The sequence below is a fragment of the Bradyrhizobium ontarionense genome (assembly GCF_021088345.1).
Taxonomy (GTDB): Bacteria; Pseudomonadota; Alphaproteobacteria; order Rhizobiales; family Xanthobacteraceae; genus Bradyrhizobium; species Bradyrhizobium ontarionense.
In genome coordinates, this window is the sequence record NZ_CP088156.1 from 2,853,132 (window position 1) to 2,867,477 (window position 14,346).

General features: G+C 66.4%; 16 protein-coding genes. 5 read left to right on the plus strand and 11 right to left on the minus strand.

The features are described 5' to 3' along the window. Positions 1-40 precede the first annotated feature (40 nt). Positions 41-2,065, minus strand: coding sequence for a hypothetical protein (locus LQG66_RS12845; RefSeq protein ID WP_231326583.1), 2,025 nt, complete (start codon positions 2,063-2,065; stop codon positions 41-43). Between the two features lie 281 nt (positions 2,066-2,346). On the opposite strand from LQG66_RS12845, the gene LQG66_RS12850 reads away from it, so the two are divergent. The 5 genes from LQG66_RS12850 to LQG66_RS12870 are packed head-to-tail and all read left to right on the plus strand — an operon-like array spanning position 2,347 to position 6,007. Next, complete coding sequence (locus LQG66_RS12850; RefSeq protein ID WP_425601337.1) at positions 2,347-3,252, plus strand: peptidyl-prolyl cis-trans isomerase; 906 nt, start codon at positions 2,347-2,349, stop codon at positions 3,250-3,252. After that, positions 3,249-4,229, plus strand: a complete 981-nt coding sequence (locus LQG66_RS12855) for a HupE/UreJ family protein (RefSeq protein WP_231326585.1) — start codon at positions 3,249-3,251, stop codon at positions 4,227-4,229. Before LQG66_RS12850 ends, LQG66_RS12855 begins: the two co-directional genes overlap by 4 nt. Before the next feature lie 17 nt (positions 4,230-4,246). Beyond that, a complete protein-coding gene (locus LQG66_RS12860) occupies positions 4,247-4,858 on the plus strand; it encodes a HupE/UreJ family protein (RefSeq protein WP_231326586.1) in 612 nt (203 codons plus the stop codon). Then, entirely contained in the window at positions 4,855-5,475 is a 621-nt protein-coding gene (locus LQG66_RS12865; protein ID WP_231326587.1) for a HupE/UreJ family protein, read from the plus strand. The genes LQG66_RS12860 and LQG66_RS12865 overlap by 4 nt, the downstream gene beginning before the upstream one ends. A gap of 46 nt (positions 5,476-5,521) precedes the next feature. Next, entirely contained in the window at positions 5,522-6,007 is a 486-nt protein-coding gene (locus LQG66_RS12870) for a prepilin peptidase (RefSeq protein WP_231326588.1), read from the plus strand. Positions 6,008-6,029: 22 nt separating this feature from the next. On the opposite strand, the gene LQG66_RS12875 is transcribed toward LQG66_RS12870, so the two are convergent. Genes LQG66_RS12875 through LQG66_RS12920 form a run of 10 tightly spaced genes read right to left on the minus strand, consistent with a single transcriptional unit; the run spans position 6,030 to position 14,213 of the window. Continuing rightward, on the minus strand, positions 6,030-6,671 hold the full coding sequence (locus tag LQG66_RS12875; protein WP_231326589.1) for a general secretion pathway protein GspN: 642 nt from the start codon (positions 6,669-6,671) through the stop codon (positions 6,030-6,032). Continuing rightward, positions 6,671-7,234 carry a type II secretion system protein GspM gene (gspM, locus tag LQG66_RS12880; RefSeq protein ID WP_231326590.1) on the minus strand — a complete coding sequence of 188 codons (564 nt, stop codon included), beginning with the start codon at positions 7,232-7,234 and terminating at the stop codon, positions 6,671-6,673. The genes LQG66_RS12875 and gspM overlap by 1 nt, the downstream gene beginning before the upstream one ends. Next, complete coding sequence (locus LQG66_RS12885) at positions 7,231-8,304, minus strand: PilN domain-containing protein (protein WP_231326591.1); 1,074 nt, start codon at positions 8,302-8,304, stop codon at positions 7,231-7,233. Before LQG66_RS12885 ends, gspM begins: the two co-directional genes overlap by 4 nt. Next, the gene (locus LQG66_RS12890; RefSeq protein ID WP_231326592.1) at positions 8,301-9,245 is read right to left on the minus strand and encodes a type II secretion system minor pseudopilin; all 945 of its coding nucleotides are present in this window, start codon (positions 9,243-9,245) and stop codon (positions 8,301-8,303) included. Before LQG66_RS12890 ends, LQG66_RS12885 begins: the two co-directional genes overlap by 4 nt. Next, entirely contained in the window at positions 9,245-9,964 is a 720-nt protein-coding gene (locus tag LQG66_RS12895) for a PulJ/GspJ family protein (RefSeq protein ID WP_231326593.1), read from the minus strand. Before LQG66_RS12895 ends, LQG66_RS12890 begins: the two co-directional genes overlap by 1 nt. Next, positions 9,964-10,368 carry a prepilin-type N-terminal cleavage/methylation domain-containing protein gene (locus LQG66_RS12900; RefSeq protein ID WP_231326594.1) on the minus strand — a complete coding sequence of 135 codons (405 nt, stop codon included), beginning with the start codon at positions 10,366-10,368 and terminating at the stop codon, positions 9,964-9,966. The genes LQG66_RS12895 and LQG66_RS12900 overlap by 1 nt, the downstream gene beginning before the upstream one ends. After that, complete coding sequence (locus LQG66_RS12905) at positions 10,361-10,825, minus strand: prepilin-type N-terminal cleavage/methylation domain-containing protein (RefSeq protein WP_231326595.1); 465 nt, start codon at positions 10,823-10,825, stop codon at positions 10,361-10,363. Before LQG66_RS12905 ends, LQG66_RS12900 begins: the two co-directional genes overlap by 8 nt. Next, positions 10,822-11,316, minus strand: coding sequence for a type II secretion system major pseudopilin GspG (gene gspG / locus LQG66_RS12910; protein ID WP_231326596.1), 495 nt, complete (start codon positions 11,314-11,316; stop codon positions 10,822-10,824). Before gspG ends, LQG66_RS12905 begins: the two co-directional genes overlap by 4 nt. A gap of 21 nt (positions 11,317-11,337) precedes the next feature. Then, positions 11,338-12,549: a type II secretion system F family protein gene (locus LQG66_RS12915; RefSeq protein WP_231326597.1), complete on the minus strand. Its 1,212-nt coding sequence runs from the start codon at positions 12,547-12,549 to the stop codon at positions 11,338-11,340. Between the two features lie 8 nt (positions 12,550-12,557). Further along, positions 12,558-14,213, minus strand: coding sequence for a GspE/PulE family protein (locus LQG66_RS12920; RefSeq protein WP_231326598.1), 1,656 nt, complete (start codon positions 14,211-14,213; stop codon positions 12,558-12,560). Between the last annotated feature and the right edge of the window lie 133 nt (positions 14,214-14,346).

The following is a 14,346-nucleotide window of genomic DNA, read 5'->3' on the forward strand; positions in this document are numbered from 1 at the left end:
CCGGCGGTGCTGCTCCGCCCCGCCGGACCGAGAGAATCAATCAGTCGCGGTTGAAAGCCCAGCGACCCCAGTGACCCCAATGGCCCCAATGATCCCAGTCGTGCCAGTGGTGATGCTCGTGAGCCAGCTTGCGCGCCAGCTCCGCGTTCTTCTCGACCAGCAGCTCGGACGTGCCCTGCGGACGGATGAAGATCGGGTTGGCGTAGAACCAGACGTTCGAATAGGCCTGGACGTCGTAGGTCACGCGCTTGACGCCGTTCACCGCGGCCAGGTGGGTCGGACACGCCGCATCGGTGCAGGCGACGTTCGCGTTGTTGACGTCGAGCAGCGGGTTGCCGGCGCTATCAGACACGTTCGGTGTTCCCGGCGGAATGTTGGTGCCGCGAGCCCGGATGTAGAACGGCGTCTTCCCGGCAACGAACGTCGTCGTGAAGCTCAACCGGGTGGAGCCGTCCCTCAGCCTGAAGCTCCTCATCTTGGTCGCAGGGATCTGCTTGGCGATCTTGGCCGATGGATTGTACACGATGGCAGCACCCGCTACACCCGCGGCATTGGCCACCGCATAGCCTGCAGCCCCCGGCGCGATCGGACCGGTGATGTCACTGGTGATCAGGTCGACGTGGTCGAGAGACGGCTTGTTCAGCGGCTGCTTGACGCCAACCTGCAGCAGCAGCGGATTGTTGAAGCTGTAGGGGCTGTTGTTCGAGGCCGGGACGGTCATCTCCATCTCGAGCGTGACCTTCTCGCCCGGACGCACGACCAGCGTTTCGCCCATCGTCTTCCAGTCGTAATCCCACTCGCCCTTGGCGCGGTACACCATGTCGGAGCCGATGATGTCGGCGTTGACCGAATAGGAGTTGCCCGACCGCATGCCGTCGATGATGGACTGGTGGTTGAACCTGTTCTCGTTCGGCACGTACAGCTTGGTGTATTCGCCCGGCATGAAGTCCGAGGTCGTCGAGGCGTCGCGGGCGCCGAAGGCACCGCGATTGTGCCAATCCGAGCTCACATAGATGAAGCTGTTGCGGCCTTCGCCGAGCAGACCGTCCCACAGGCCGCCGACCTTGGCGGTGTAGACGCCGGCCATGCCATAGGTGCCGCCGCCGACGGCGCCGGAGCCGTAAGACCCCGAACCGCCGGTCAGACCACCCTGAGCCATGTGGCCGGGAGATTCGATGCCGAACGCAACGGTCGGACCGGCATTGTTGAAGTCGCGGAAATGCTCGATGTTGTAGCCGGCCGTGCCGCTGGGATTGAACGGCCCCTGGCGCTCGGTGTGGGTCGGGATCGCGTAGGACTGCAGCGGATGATTCGCCTGCAGCCAGGCAATGCCGGCGACGGCCTTCTGATGGCCCGCGGTGCCGGAGTTGTTGACGTTGTCCTTGCCGGACCAGACCGGGTTGTTCTTGGCGTCGACCGGACCGATCGCATCAGTGTCGGCGCGGTCGAAGCGATACTCGAATTCCGCCATCTTGTCGGCGTTGCCGTAGCCGCGCGGGTTCTGGCCGGCGATCACGGCGACGTCGCCATGTTCGTGGCCGGGCAGGATCCATTCCAGACCTTCGACCAGCACCTTGTCGTAGGTCGAGGTCCGGTCGACGATGATCGGGTATTCGACCTCCTTGATCGACTGCCAGCGCCACATCGTGGCACCGGTGCCGGTGCCGTTCGGCGTGCCCTTCAGGCTGGTGATCGTGATGCCGTCGATCGTCTTGCCGAGCGTCTGGCTCCAGGTCGTCGTGGTGTTGTCGCCCGGAATGTTGGCGCTGGCGTCGCTGAAGCGGCAATCGCGATTGCCCGAACCGCCGTGGTTGCCGAGCGTGAACCAGTCGAGGTCGAAATTGTTGCCGCCTGCAGCCGCAGTGCCCTTGCCGACCGCGCGGTCGATCGAATAGCCGGCCGCCACCGAACCGTCGGTGCAGGTGTTGTGGTTGTGCATGTCGCCGGCGACATAGGGATTGTTCTTGCTCGTCTCGCCCCAACGCTCACCAGCGTCGGCGCTCTGCGACAGAGCCAGCGAAACCGACGCCGCTGTCAGCAGGATTTTCTTGGCAGATGAAACCATATCGTCGCCCCTGAGAATTCAATGAGTTCTAAGACGAAATCAACCACGCATGCCTGATGCGCCACTTTGCTTCGCCGCGCGAACAAACCAAAACTCGGAGACAGTTTGTTGAAGGATTTATTTTCTGTGTCCGCCGCCCCCATCGAATTCGCGAGCGGATCCGTTGCGAAATTTTTGTGACACGGCCGATTGCCCGGTGACAACGACAACGACGCCGTTGCATATACGCGCCGCGCCCGAAGCGCCTTGTGAATTGCAAAGAGAGAATGTCAGCTTCTGCCATGTCGAATGCGGCGCAGACCTTGGATTTGGATGATGCCGCCGCACGCCCCGCTGAACGGGGCGGCAACAGCGATGCGAGTGCCCAGGAGGTCGCGCCGTCGCGAGCCCGTGTCACGGCCCTGCGCAAGCTCGTCAGGGAGCCTCTGCTGCATTTCCTCGTTCTGGGCGGGCTGATCTTCGCAGCCGACTCCGTGCTTCATCCGCCGGCCAGCAACGAAAAGGTCATCACCGTCTCCAAGGCGCTGCGCCAGTCCTTCATCGACAATTTCGACGAGGACAAGCAGCGGACGCCGAGCAGCGCCGATCTGCAGAAGATGATCGATGCCTGGGTGGCGAGCGAGATCCTGTATCGCGAAGGCAAGGCGCTTGGCGTCGATCGCGGCGACGAGATGATCCGCGATCGCGTCGCGTTCAAGCTGCAGCTCCTGATCTTCGACCAGGTGCGCGTGCCCGAGCCGACCGAAGCGCAGCTTCGCGCCTGGTTCGCCGACAATCACGCCCGGTTCGATGCGCCCGAACGCGTCAGCTTCTTCATGACGCCGGCGACCGACGAGGCGACGGCCCGGCAGCAACTCGAGGACATTCGCGGCCAGCGCGAATCCGAGGAGCTGCGCGACCAGACGCGCGTCATCCTCGGACGTCCCGTCGCGAGTCTCGCCGGCGGATACGGTGAGGGTTTTCGCGACGGGCTGCTCAAGATGCCGACGGGCGATTGGAGTCTCCTGCAATCGAACGACGGCTGGCACGTGGTGCGCCTGGATGCGCGCGAGCCGGGCACGCCCGCGAAGCTCGAGGACGTGCGCGACGAGGCCGCCAAGATCTGGCACACCGATGAGACGCGCAGGCAGGCCTGGGATGCCGTGACCCGTCTCAAGGCCAACTATACCATCCGGTACGAACCGTGATCCTGCATCGCATCGCGCGGCTCGTGCTGCTTGCCGCCGCGGCTCTCGCCTTCTGGACGCCGTTGCTCGCCCATGAAGCCACGCTCGGCGTGCTGGAGTTCCGCGAGATGCGGCCCGGTGCGTTCATCGGGCGGTGGACCATGGAGCCGACGGTCGGAGCGAGCCGCGTCGATCTCAGGGTCCCGCCGCATTGTCTGCTTCGCCTGCCGGAGCTCAATTGCGGCGACAAGGGACTGGTCGGCCAGATCACGATCGGCAATCTCGGCGCCGACATGTCGGCGGCGCTGATCAAGGTGATTCCGCTTCGCGGCGAGCCGCGCAGCTACACGATCTCGACGGCCAATCCGGTGGTCACCTTGCTCGGCACGGACGCGCCGACGCTCGACACCTGGCTGGAGCTCGCCAGGACCTACATCAATTTCGGCATCGACCACATCCTGCTGGGCGCCGATCACCTGCTGTTCGTGCTCGGCCTGATCTGGATCGTGCAGGGCGGCTGGCGCCTGATCAAGACCATCACGGCCTTTACGGTCGGGCACAGCGCCTCGCTGGCCGCAACGGCGTTCGGACTGATCGGTGTTTCCGAGCGTCCGCTCAACGCCTGTATCGCGCTCAGCATCGTGTTCGTGGGCGTCGAGATCGTCAAGCAGCAGCGCGGTGAGATCGGGTTGACCGCACGATACCCATGGGCTGTCGCCTTCAGCTTTGGTCTCGTGCATGGCATCGGCTTCGCGAGCGCGCTCGCAGGCCTTGGACTGGAGCGGCGGATCCTGCCGGCTGCGCTTCTCTTCTTCAACGTCGGTGTCGAAATCGGACAGCTCCTGTTCGTTCTGCTCGTCCTCGCACTGATCTGGGCTCATCGGCGGCTTGGCGCGGGACTGCCGCGCTGGAGTGCCGAGCTTCCCGCCTACGCGATCGGCTCCGTGTCGATGTTCTGGTTCTTGGGCCGCCTCGTGCGGGTTCTGGCGGCCGCATGACGATGGATGGGGCAATCATGACCATGCGCAAGGTCCTGCAATCCGCATCGACGATCGCGTTGCTGTCGGTTCTGACGGCGAGCGCGGCTCTGGCCCATGAGCAGACCGGCGTCGGCGGCGGGCTTGCCAGCGGCCTGCTGCATCCATTGACCGGGATCGATCATCTCGTCGCGATGGTCGCGGTCGGCATCTGGGGCGCGCAACTGGGAGGCGTCGCGATCTGGGTGCTGCCGATCGTCTTTCCGCTCGTGATGGCGCTGGGCGCAGTTGCCGGGATCCTCAAGATTGGGCTCCCTCTCCCCGAGCTGGTGATCGCGCTCTCGGCGCTGGTGCTCGGACTGGCCGTCGCCCTGCGCATTCGCGTCCCGTTCGCGGCCGCGGCAGCGATCGTCGCGGTGTTCGCGATCTTCCACGGCCACGCGCACGGCGTCGAGCTTCCCTCCGCGGCGAATCCGCTGGCCTATGGCTGCGGCTTCGTGGTCGCGACCGGCCTTCTCCACGCCTGCGGCATCATGATCGGAGCGCTGGCGCGCTGGCCGGGCGGAGAACGGGTCATCCAGGGCGTCGGCGCGGCCATCGCCGCGCTCGGCGGCTACTTCCTGGCCGCGAGCCTCGGAGCCATCGCATGATTTGCCGCGTGAGAACGCTGCTGCTCGCAGCAACGCTGCTGCTGACGCAGGTCCAGATCGCCGACGCTCACATCGTATCGGCCCGGCTTGGCGACTTCTACGCCGGCGCGCTGCATCCCCTGCTGACGCTGCAGGACGTCGTCGTCTGGGCCGCGCTCGGCCTCCTGGCCGGCACGATGGGGGCTGCAAGCGGACGATGGCTCGTCGTGGTGTTTCCGCTCGGCCTGTGCGCGGGACTCGCGCTCGCGGTGAGCGCGGGTGTCGCTCCCATGCCACCGATCATGGATGCCGCGACAATCCTCATTCTCGGACTGCTGTTGGCGGCATCCTTGCGCATTCCCTTGGCGCTGCTTTGCGCGATGGCATTTGCCCTCGGCGTGATGCGCGGCGCGGCCAACGCCGGCGAACTGCTGCCGCAGACCGATCGCCTTCTCTATGCGGCGGGGCTTGCCTGTGCAGGCTACGTCGTCATCACCCTCGTGATGGCACTCGCGCTGACCTTCAGACGTCCGGACACCGAACCGGCCTCGAACTGGCGCGGCATCGCCGTCCGCGCCGTCGGTGGCTGGGTGGCTGCCGTCGGCCTGATGATGGCGGGACTATCGCTCGCATCCTGAGCATGCCTATGCTGCGACGATCGAAAATCGCGAATCCCCGGGCTGCGTGACGAACGCCATCAACATCATCTGCATCCTCGTGCTGCTCCTGGCCGGCGCCGGCCTGATCTGGACGGATCTACGCGACGGCATCCTTCCGGACTGGATGAATGCGCTGGTTGCTGCGAGCGGCTTCCTCCGAACGACGGCGCTCGCTGATCTCCCGCAAGCGCTATGGGATGGCGGAGCGGCCGTTGCTGTCGGTATCACGCTGCTGGTGCTGCGCCATCTCTACGCGATCACGCGCGGCAGGCAGGGATTGGGCCTCGGCGACGTCAAGTTTCTGATGGCAGCGACCCTCTGGGCTGGTCTGTCGGGGCTTCCGATCCTGCTGCTCATCGCCACGACCACGGCGCTCGCGGCGGTTCTCGTGCTCTCTTTGACCGGGCGGCGCATGACCGGCCAGACGGCTCTGCCGTTCGGTCCGTTCCTCGTCATCGGCCTTGCCGGCGCGCTCCTGGTCCAGAACGCGGGCGATCTCGCGCTTTTCTAGCTCAGACCAAGCGAGGCGATCCTCAGCGCGAACGCCGCGCAACACGCTCTCGTCCAGGCGGGGCTGGCGCCACCGTCGGCCCCGACGCGACCTCGCCGTCGGGCGTCTGTCCGATCTGCGGCATCGGCAAGCTCACCGTCTCGCGCTCCTTCTGCAACATGGCCTCGCGGGGCTTCAGGGCATGAAGCAGCCACCCGTCATGCGAGGCACCGACGCGCAATCGCAGTGACGTCTGCGACGATGGATCGACGAAGATACCAAAGCTTTCCTCCTCCCCGATCACCGTGCCGACCAGTTGCAGGTTGGGCCGCTCCGGTTCTCTCGGCGGAGGCGGCGGCGCGCGCATTACCGTGACGGGGGCCGCCACCGGCGGCGGTCTGCGCGACACCGAGAACAGCGGACGGTCGCGCGTCGCCGCGAGCGCGGCGATCGGAACGTCCCACAACGGATTGGCGCTCTTCGCCGTCGCTTCCGGCACAGTCGACACCGTCACAGGCGCCACACCAACCGCCGGTGGCTCGGCATCCCGGCCTCCGGGCGCGGCTTGCAGCGGCGCGGCTGGCTCAAGACCTTCCGCTTCCGCCCCCCACGCCCGGCCGAGCGGGTCGCAGGCCACGCACGCAACAGCCGCGGCAACGATGAGTGAGCTGACGAGCGACCGCATCATACTTTCCCTTGCCATTGACCCGAGACGGTCACCAGCACCCTCAGCCGCCCCGCTCCACTCGCTGCGGCGGCCAGCGGCTCCTGGACATGCAGCTGATCTACGAACAGGAACGGCAGTCCGGCTTCGATGTCATAGAGCAGCTGTTGCAGCGCCGGCTGATCGAGCTCGCAGCTCGCGACAACGCTGATGACGCTTGCATTCGCGCGCGCTGGCGGGAGATCGACCTGGGTCGACAGCACGTTGCCGCCGACCTTGGCAACCGCCTCCGTAAGGCGCTGCACCAAAGCCGCGCCGGCGATGGTCACCGTACGTCCTTCGACGAACACCGATCCTCCCGGCCCCGTCGGGCCACTGCCGGCCAATGCGCCGCCCTGCTGTTTGCGCCCCGCGAACTCCGCCAATTGCGCGTTGGCATCGTTGAGCTGTTCACGCTTGGCGAAGAGGTCGAGCACTGCCGCGCTGCCAAGCCAGATCAGCGCGATGATGGTGATGGCGTAGAGCGCCGCAGCCGATGCCGGCGAGCTCACGAAGATCCGGCGCAGCGATGTCGACCAGTTCATGCCCGGTCTCCGAAATAGGCGTTGATGCGCGCCTCGATATGGAAACGTTCTCCCGCTTCTCCGGCGGTTCGAGTCGTCGGCGCGTAGAACGTCGCGCGGCTGAATTGCGGCGACTGCTCGATCAGTCGGATCAGTGCGGGCGCGTCCTGCGTCACGCCGGAAATCTGCAGACGATCATTCTCGACGTGCAGTTCGATCACGTAGGTGCCATCCGGCAGGATCTGCGACAGCGTATCGAGGACGATCACGCTCGCCGGGCTGGTCTGCTTGCGCTTGGCGAGAAGCCCGTCCGCGGCGGTGGCCCCGATCGCGGGCCGCAAGGCCGTGCGCAGCCGCGTCACCTGCGCCTGCGCGTCCTCCAGTTCGCCGCCGAGATACCCGCCCATCAACATCGTGGCCATCAGGAGCACGGCGGTTGCCGCTGCCACCGACAGCCAGGCGAATTTGAGCACGCGTCCGAGATCGCGACCGCCGGCGAGTGCCGAGCGGAGCGACGCCTTGAAGATCTGGATCGGCGCCGTATCGGGTAAGCCATCGCCGGCGAACACCACGATTTTCGCCGCGCCAACCTCATCGGCGAAGGCCAGCAGCGGTTGGACCAAGGCGCGCGGCGTTGCCGCCAGCGTCAGCGCGATCCGGTCATTGCCTGCGGCGCGCGGGACGTTGAAGCCATAGAGCGCCTGATCGAGGTTCCACGGCGTCAACCGGCCGATCTGTGTCCGGATCATGCCGTCCAGGAACGGCTCGGCCTGCTTCGGAAAGTCGAGAGGGCGGACCAACACGTTCTCGGCCGCCAGTTGGACCTCCAGCGAGCAGCCGCGAAGAAGCCGCAGCCACTCCGGCGAAAGCCCGCCGCGCGGGCTTCCTTCGGCAAAATTCATGATGGTTTGCGGCAGCGCCGGTTTGCCCTTCGCCGGCGCCTGCACCGTCAAGACCACACTGTCCGGCCGATCGTATTTGACCCGGACTTGCGGCCGGCTGAGCTGCCGATCGGCGACCGCTTCGACCGCGGTGCCGACGGCAGCCGTCCACACCGTCAATCCTCGTTCGAGCGTTTCGGTCAGCTTCATGGCATCCGCCGCGCCTGGAGCGCGCTCCTCGGTTGCGGTCCTTCGTCCTGCCGCGCGAGCAGTCGATACGGCTCCTCGCCTTCGCCCGGGATGATCACCGCGCTCGCCGCATGACGCAGCCCGCCCGCCGGACCGACGACGACGTGGAGCCGATAGGCCTTGCTCTTGCCCTTGGCGGCGTCCTTCGCAGCGGGCCCGAGCGTCTTGGCAAGCGTATCCGCATCCTGTGACAACGACGCCCGCGCGTTCAGGAAATCCTTCAGGATCAGCGGCGTCATACCCGGCAACGCCGCAACGACCTCAGGCGCGGCGATCGTCGGATCGATCCCGGGAGAGCCGTTGAAGACGGTGACCGATGGAAGGACCCGCTCGATCAGCGACGCGGGAATGCCGAGGACGAGCGCGAGTTCGCCGACATGCGCGAACGGAGCCAGGCGCGGAACCCGCTTGAGACCGGCCGCGGCATAGCGCGCTTCTTCCGCCTGCGCCTTCGCGGCGTCGGACGCCTTGGAGCGCCACGCGACCACCCGCTCGGCATAGTCCTTCGCGGCGTCCCTCTCGGTCCCCGCCGCGACGAAGAGATTCTCGAGCATCTCTTTCGAGGCGGTATTGAGATCGATCCGCGCGGCTTCGTTCACGAACGAGACCGCTATGTCGTTTCCCCCGAGTGTGAGGCGGAAGCCGCCCTGCCTCGGCCGCTCCTCCTCCTTCATCAGCAACAGGCGATAGGACGACAATTCGATTCCCGCCGAAATCAACGCATCGGCCTCGACCGCCTCGTCTTCGAGCCGCAGCAATCGCGCCGAGCTTCCCAATTGCTGCGAAACGACCACCACGAGAGCGGCGAGCGCCGCAAGCATCCACAAGGCAGCGATGAGGATGAAGCCATCCCGTGCGCTGCTCCCAGGAGCAGATCTCTTGCTGAAAGAACGCACCGGCATCAGTCGATCGGCTCGATTTTGTTGGGCTTCGGCGGCTCCGCCGCGGCCGGCGGGTTCGCATTGCCGCCCCCGCCTCCATCGACGGCGGCGCCGCCCGGCGTATCGACTTGAATGCGGACCGCACTGACGAGAACGGGGGCGCCGCCACGGCTCTCATCATGAACGGTCACGCGCACCGCGACTGGCAGCTTGTTGGCATCGCGCCACTCCGTCGTCCACGCCATTGAACGATCGGCATAGGCGAACGACATCCGGAACGGTGCAGACAGCAGCACCACGGGATCTGCGAAGCGGAAATGCTCGGCCGAGGGCTGGCCGACGGGGACCGGCTCGAACGTAGCGCGCGATCGCAGCACGGCGCGCTCGCTCCTCGCCCCTCCCTCTCCGATGCGCACCACGTCGAGACCGTGTCCGGCGTTGGGACCGATCTCGGTACGGACGAACATCGCCGAGAATTCCTGGCCCACGAACAGCGGCCCCTTCTGCTCGCGATTGGCCGGTATGAACTGGGCCGCGGCGAAATCATCTCCAACCCGGCGCAGCGCCGCCGCCACCATCTCGGCGCGTTGCACGCGATCCAGTCCGCGCTTCCAGGCCGGCAGCCATTGCGACGTGACCGCCAGCAGCGCCGACAAGACGATGCCGGCAATGGCGAGCGCGCCGAGCGCCTCGATCAGCGTGAAGCCCGCCTCGCGCGAACGATCGGATCCGATACTCATCAGGGGGCCATCCGTGCAAGCCGGACCGTCTGCACGTCGGCCACAGCGCCGGAGCCGGTTCTCACGTGCAGGGTGACGGCCTCCGGAACCCATCCCTGCTGCCCGACCGGACGCTCCCAATCGCCGCCGAGCGGGTTGATCCGCAGCACCACCGAACCCGAGCCCGAGCGCTGATCGATGATGCCGGGCTGCAGCCGGCTGCGATCCGCCAGCGCGGTTGCAAGCGCGAGCCTCATGTCCGTGATGAGGGTGACATGCTGTTCGAGCTTGCGGACGCCGTTTGCATTGCGCGACACCACGGCACCGATCGCGACGATCGACACGCTCACGACGGCCAGCGCGACGAGCACCTCGATCAGCGTGAAGCCGGCCTGGCTCCGATCAGCCGTCCCCCGGTCAGCCATTGGCGAGCGAGCGCGAGACAATGTCGATCCTCCCCGTCAGCCAGTTGACCCTGATCTCCAGGCTCAGATCGGCGCGAGACAATGTGATCGCGCCGCCGCAGGACAGGCCGTCGGGGAAGAAACTGATCGTGGCCAGCACCGGACGGTGCTGGCAGCTGCGCGGCAGCGTCGCCTGAAAGGCGACATCGTCGGGCAGCTTCAGCACGGCCGCGCCGCTGCCGGAGCCGATCACACGCCGCGTCGTATCGATCTGCGTATCCACGCGCGACCCGTTGCGCATCGATGAGGCGCGATCGGACTTCAGGAGTGTCACGGCCTGCAACGCATAGGCCTGCAGCCGCGGCCGCGACGTCTGCCGGGGCAGGTCCGGCAGCGCGACGGACGCCAGCAGCGCGACGATCGCGAGCACGCAGACCATCTCCAGCAGGGTAAATCCACGCTGGCCGTTTCCACTCATTGCGCAGCGCTCGTCTGCGTTCCGAGCATGATGTCGGCCGCCGTGCCACTGCCGCCTTCCTGGCCATCGGCCCCGTAGGACAGGATGTCGTACGGGCCGCGTTCGCCCGGGGCGCGATAGACATAGGCCGTATTCCATGGATCCTTCGGCACGGCGCCGCCTTTGAGATAGGGTCCGTTCCAGACGTTCAGACCGGCCGGCCGTTGCGCCAGCGCCGCAAGGCCTTCCGAGGTCGAGGGGTAGCGGCCGACGTCGAGATAGAAGAGATCGAGCGCCCCCGAGAAGCTCTGCAGCTGGATCCGCGCGGCCTTGGTCTTGGATTCGCTGAGATAGTTCAGAACGCGGGGACCGATCAGTCCCATGATCAGCCCGATGATCGTGATCACGACCAGCATCTCGACGAGCGTGAAGCCGCGCTCGTTGTCGCGCCGCTGCTGCGCGCCGGCACGCCGATTCAGTGCTGCCGGTTTGGTCTGCATGTCCAGGCTCATAGTGTTCTCCTTGATGTCCGGTCAGCCGACGAGTTGCGTCACGGACAGCAGTGCCGTCATGATCGAGACGATCAGACCACCGACCACGACGCTGATGAGCAGAATGGCCGCCGGACCGACGATGCCGACGACACGGTCGAGTCCGCGCTGCAGCTTGGCTTCATAGAACTCGGCGATCCGGGTCGAGAGCGTCGGCAATTGCCCGGTCTCCTCGCCCAGCCGCAGCATGCGCAGGGCCATCGGCGGCAACATGTTGTCGGCCGACAGCGCCTGGGACAGCTTGCCGCCGTGACGCACACGATCCGCGGCCGCCGACCATGGGACGCGCGACGATGTCACCGCCATCACGTCGACGAGGATGCGCAAGGCGGCGCTCAGATTGACGCCGCAGCCGAGCAGCAGGCCGAGATTCCGGCAGAACAGGCTGGTCCGATAGAACATCAGGATGCTGCCGATCCCGGGTAGCAGCGCCACGACGCTGGTCAGAGCGGCGCGAACCGCGGGTTGACGGAACAGCCACCAGCCTGCTGCGAGCAGCGCCGCGCAGCCGACCGTGATCGCCGCCGCATTGGCGCGCATGACGTCGGACAGGGTCATGAAGAAGCCGAGCGCGGTATCGGCGCGACCGCCGAAATCCCTCAGCACGGCAGAAAAATTCGGCAGCACGGCCACGAGAAAGAACAGCATCACGCCGATCGCCGCGAGGAACACGAAGGCGGGGTACTGCATCGCATCGGTCAATTTGCGGCGCGTCGCCTCCGAGCGCTCGCGTTCACCGGCCAACGCCGTCAGCACGTGATCGAGCGTCCCCGATGCCTCGCCGACGCGCATCAGTGCAACATACATCGGCGAGAACAGCTGCGGCTGCGCCGCCGCGGCGTCGGCGAAGCTCTCACCGGTCATGATGGCCGCCCGCAGTCGGGCCACCACGGAACGGAGGCGGCCGATATCGGAATCGCTCGACAACAGGTCGAGCGCATCGTCGAGCCGCGCGCCGGCCTTGAGCAGCAGGGCCAGATCGCGCGTGAAGGTCGTCACTTCGGCCGTGGATGGTCCCCCGAACGACAGGCCCCGCGACGAAGCCGTGCCGGCCTTTTTCTCCTCGACGGTCTCGATGGGCAGTAGCTGAAGATACGAAATGCGCCGTTCGACCTCGCCGCGCGACGGCGCCTCGAGCGAACCGACGACGATTTCGCCGGATTGTGTCAGCGCGCGATACTTGTAGCTCGGCACGATCCACCTCAGCGCGCGACGAGGACACGAAGCAGCTCGGACGCCGAGGTGACGCCGGAGCGGCACTTGGCGATGCCGTCGTCGAGCATCGTCGTCATGCCTTCCTGGATTGCAAGCCGATCGATCGCGAGACCGTCGGCGCTGTCCGCGATGAGTTCGCGCAGGTTGCTCGTCAGTTCGAGCAGCTCGAACACGCCGACCCGGCCGCGATAGCCGCCCTGGCCGCATCGCTCGCAGCCCGTCGGATGCCAGGTCGTATCGCCGGGGGCGAGGCCGAGGTGACCAAAGCGCGGATCGAGGCGACACGCCTCTTCGTCGAGCGGTGTCGCCGTCTTGCAGTGGTCACAGAGCTGGCGCACCAGGCGCTGGGCAATGACGGCGCGCAGCGTCGATCGCAGCAGATAACCCTCGACGCCAAGATCGAGCAGACGCGGCACGGCCGCCGCTGCGGTCTCCGTGTGCAGCGTCGTCAGCACGAGATGCCCGGTCAGCGCCGCGTGGACAGCGACATGCGCCGTTTCGCTGTCTCTGATCTCGCCGACCATGATGACGTCGGGATCCTGACGCACGAAGGAGCGCAGCGCGCTGGCGAAGGTCAACCCGATCGCCGGCTTGATCTGCGACTGGTTGATGCCGGGGATTTCATATTCCACAGGATCCTCGACGGTCAGGATCTTGCGCTCCGGCGTGTTGAGCATCGACAGCACCGTCGCGAGCGTCGTGGTCTTGCCGCTGCCGGTCGGTCCGGTGATCACGATCATGCCGTGCGGCAGCGTGATCAGACGCCGGAGCGCCGCGTCGTCGCGCCGCGACAGCCCGAGACGGCTCGCGACGAGCTGCGAGCGATCCTTCGGCAGGATGCGCAGCACCGCGGACTCGCCGTGCTGGGTCGGCATGATCGCAACGCGGACATCGATCTCGGTCCGTCCTGCGCGAATCCGCGCGGCGCCGTCCTGCGGCAAGCGCCGTTCGGCAATGTTGAGGCCGGCGACGATCTTGATGCGCGAGATCACGGCCTGCGGCAGCACGCCCGCGGGCGCCACGATCGGACGCAGCAGCCCGTCCACTCGCAGCCTGACGACGAGCCCGGTCGAGAACGGCTCGATGTGGATGTCGCTGGCGCGCATCTCGACCGCCTTCTCGATGAGGTCGTTGACCGCACGGACGACAGGCGCGCCGCTCGCGAGATCGCGGAGACTCTCGATGTCGTCGTCGCGGAGTTCCTGGGCCGGCGATATCTCGGCTTCGTCGGCGCCACCGAGCCGCTGGTCGAGAACGACGGCGACATCCTCGTGGGACGCGACCTTGAAGATCGTGCCCGGGCCGAGCACCAGTTCAGCCGCCCTGCGCACGGCCTGATCGGTCGGATCGGCCATCGCAAAGACGGCTGCTCCCTCGGACGTCGTGTAGGGATAGCCGAGCACCTCGCGCAGGAAGCGGTCCGAGAACTCCCCCACCGCGGGCGTGGCCGCCATCAGCTCGCGCACAGATACGCGTTCAAGACCGGTGAAGCCGGCGGCCTCCTCGGCAAAGACTTCGGCGGTCAGGCCGAACTTGTCCCAGAGCATGATCTGAGTCTCGCCCGCAGCCCCGCCCTCGCCCGGCGCCTGTGTGTGACGCTGTCGAAGATAGGCATGGAATTGGGTCGACAGTGTACCGCTCATGGCATGATCCGGATGATGCCCCGTGCCGGCACATCGTCTCGGCACCCCGCAGCTGGCTACCGGTGTTATTGATCGCGAACATGACGCCTGTACGAATGCTGATGACGCCGACATTTCCGACACACCGGCCGCG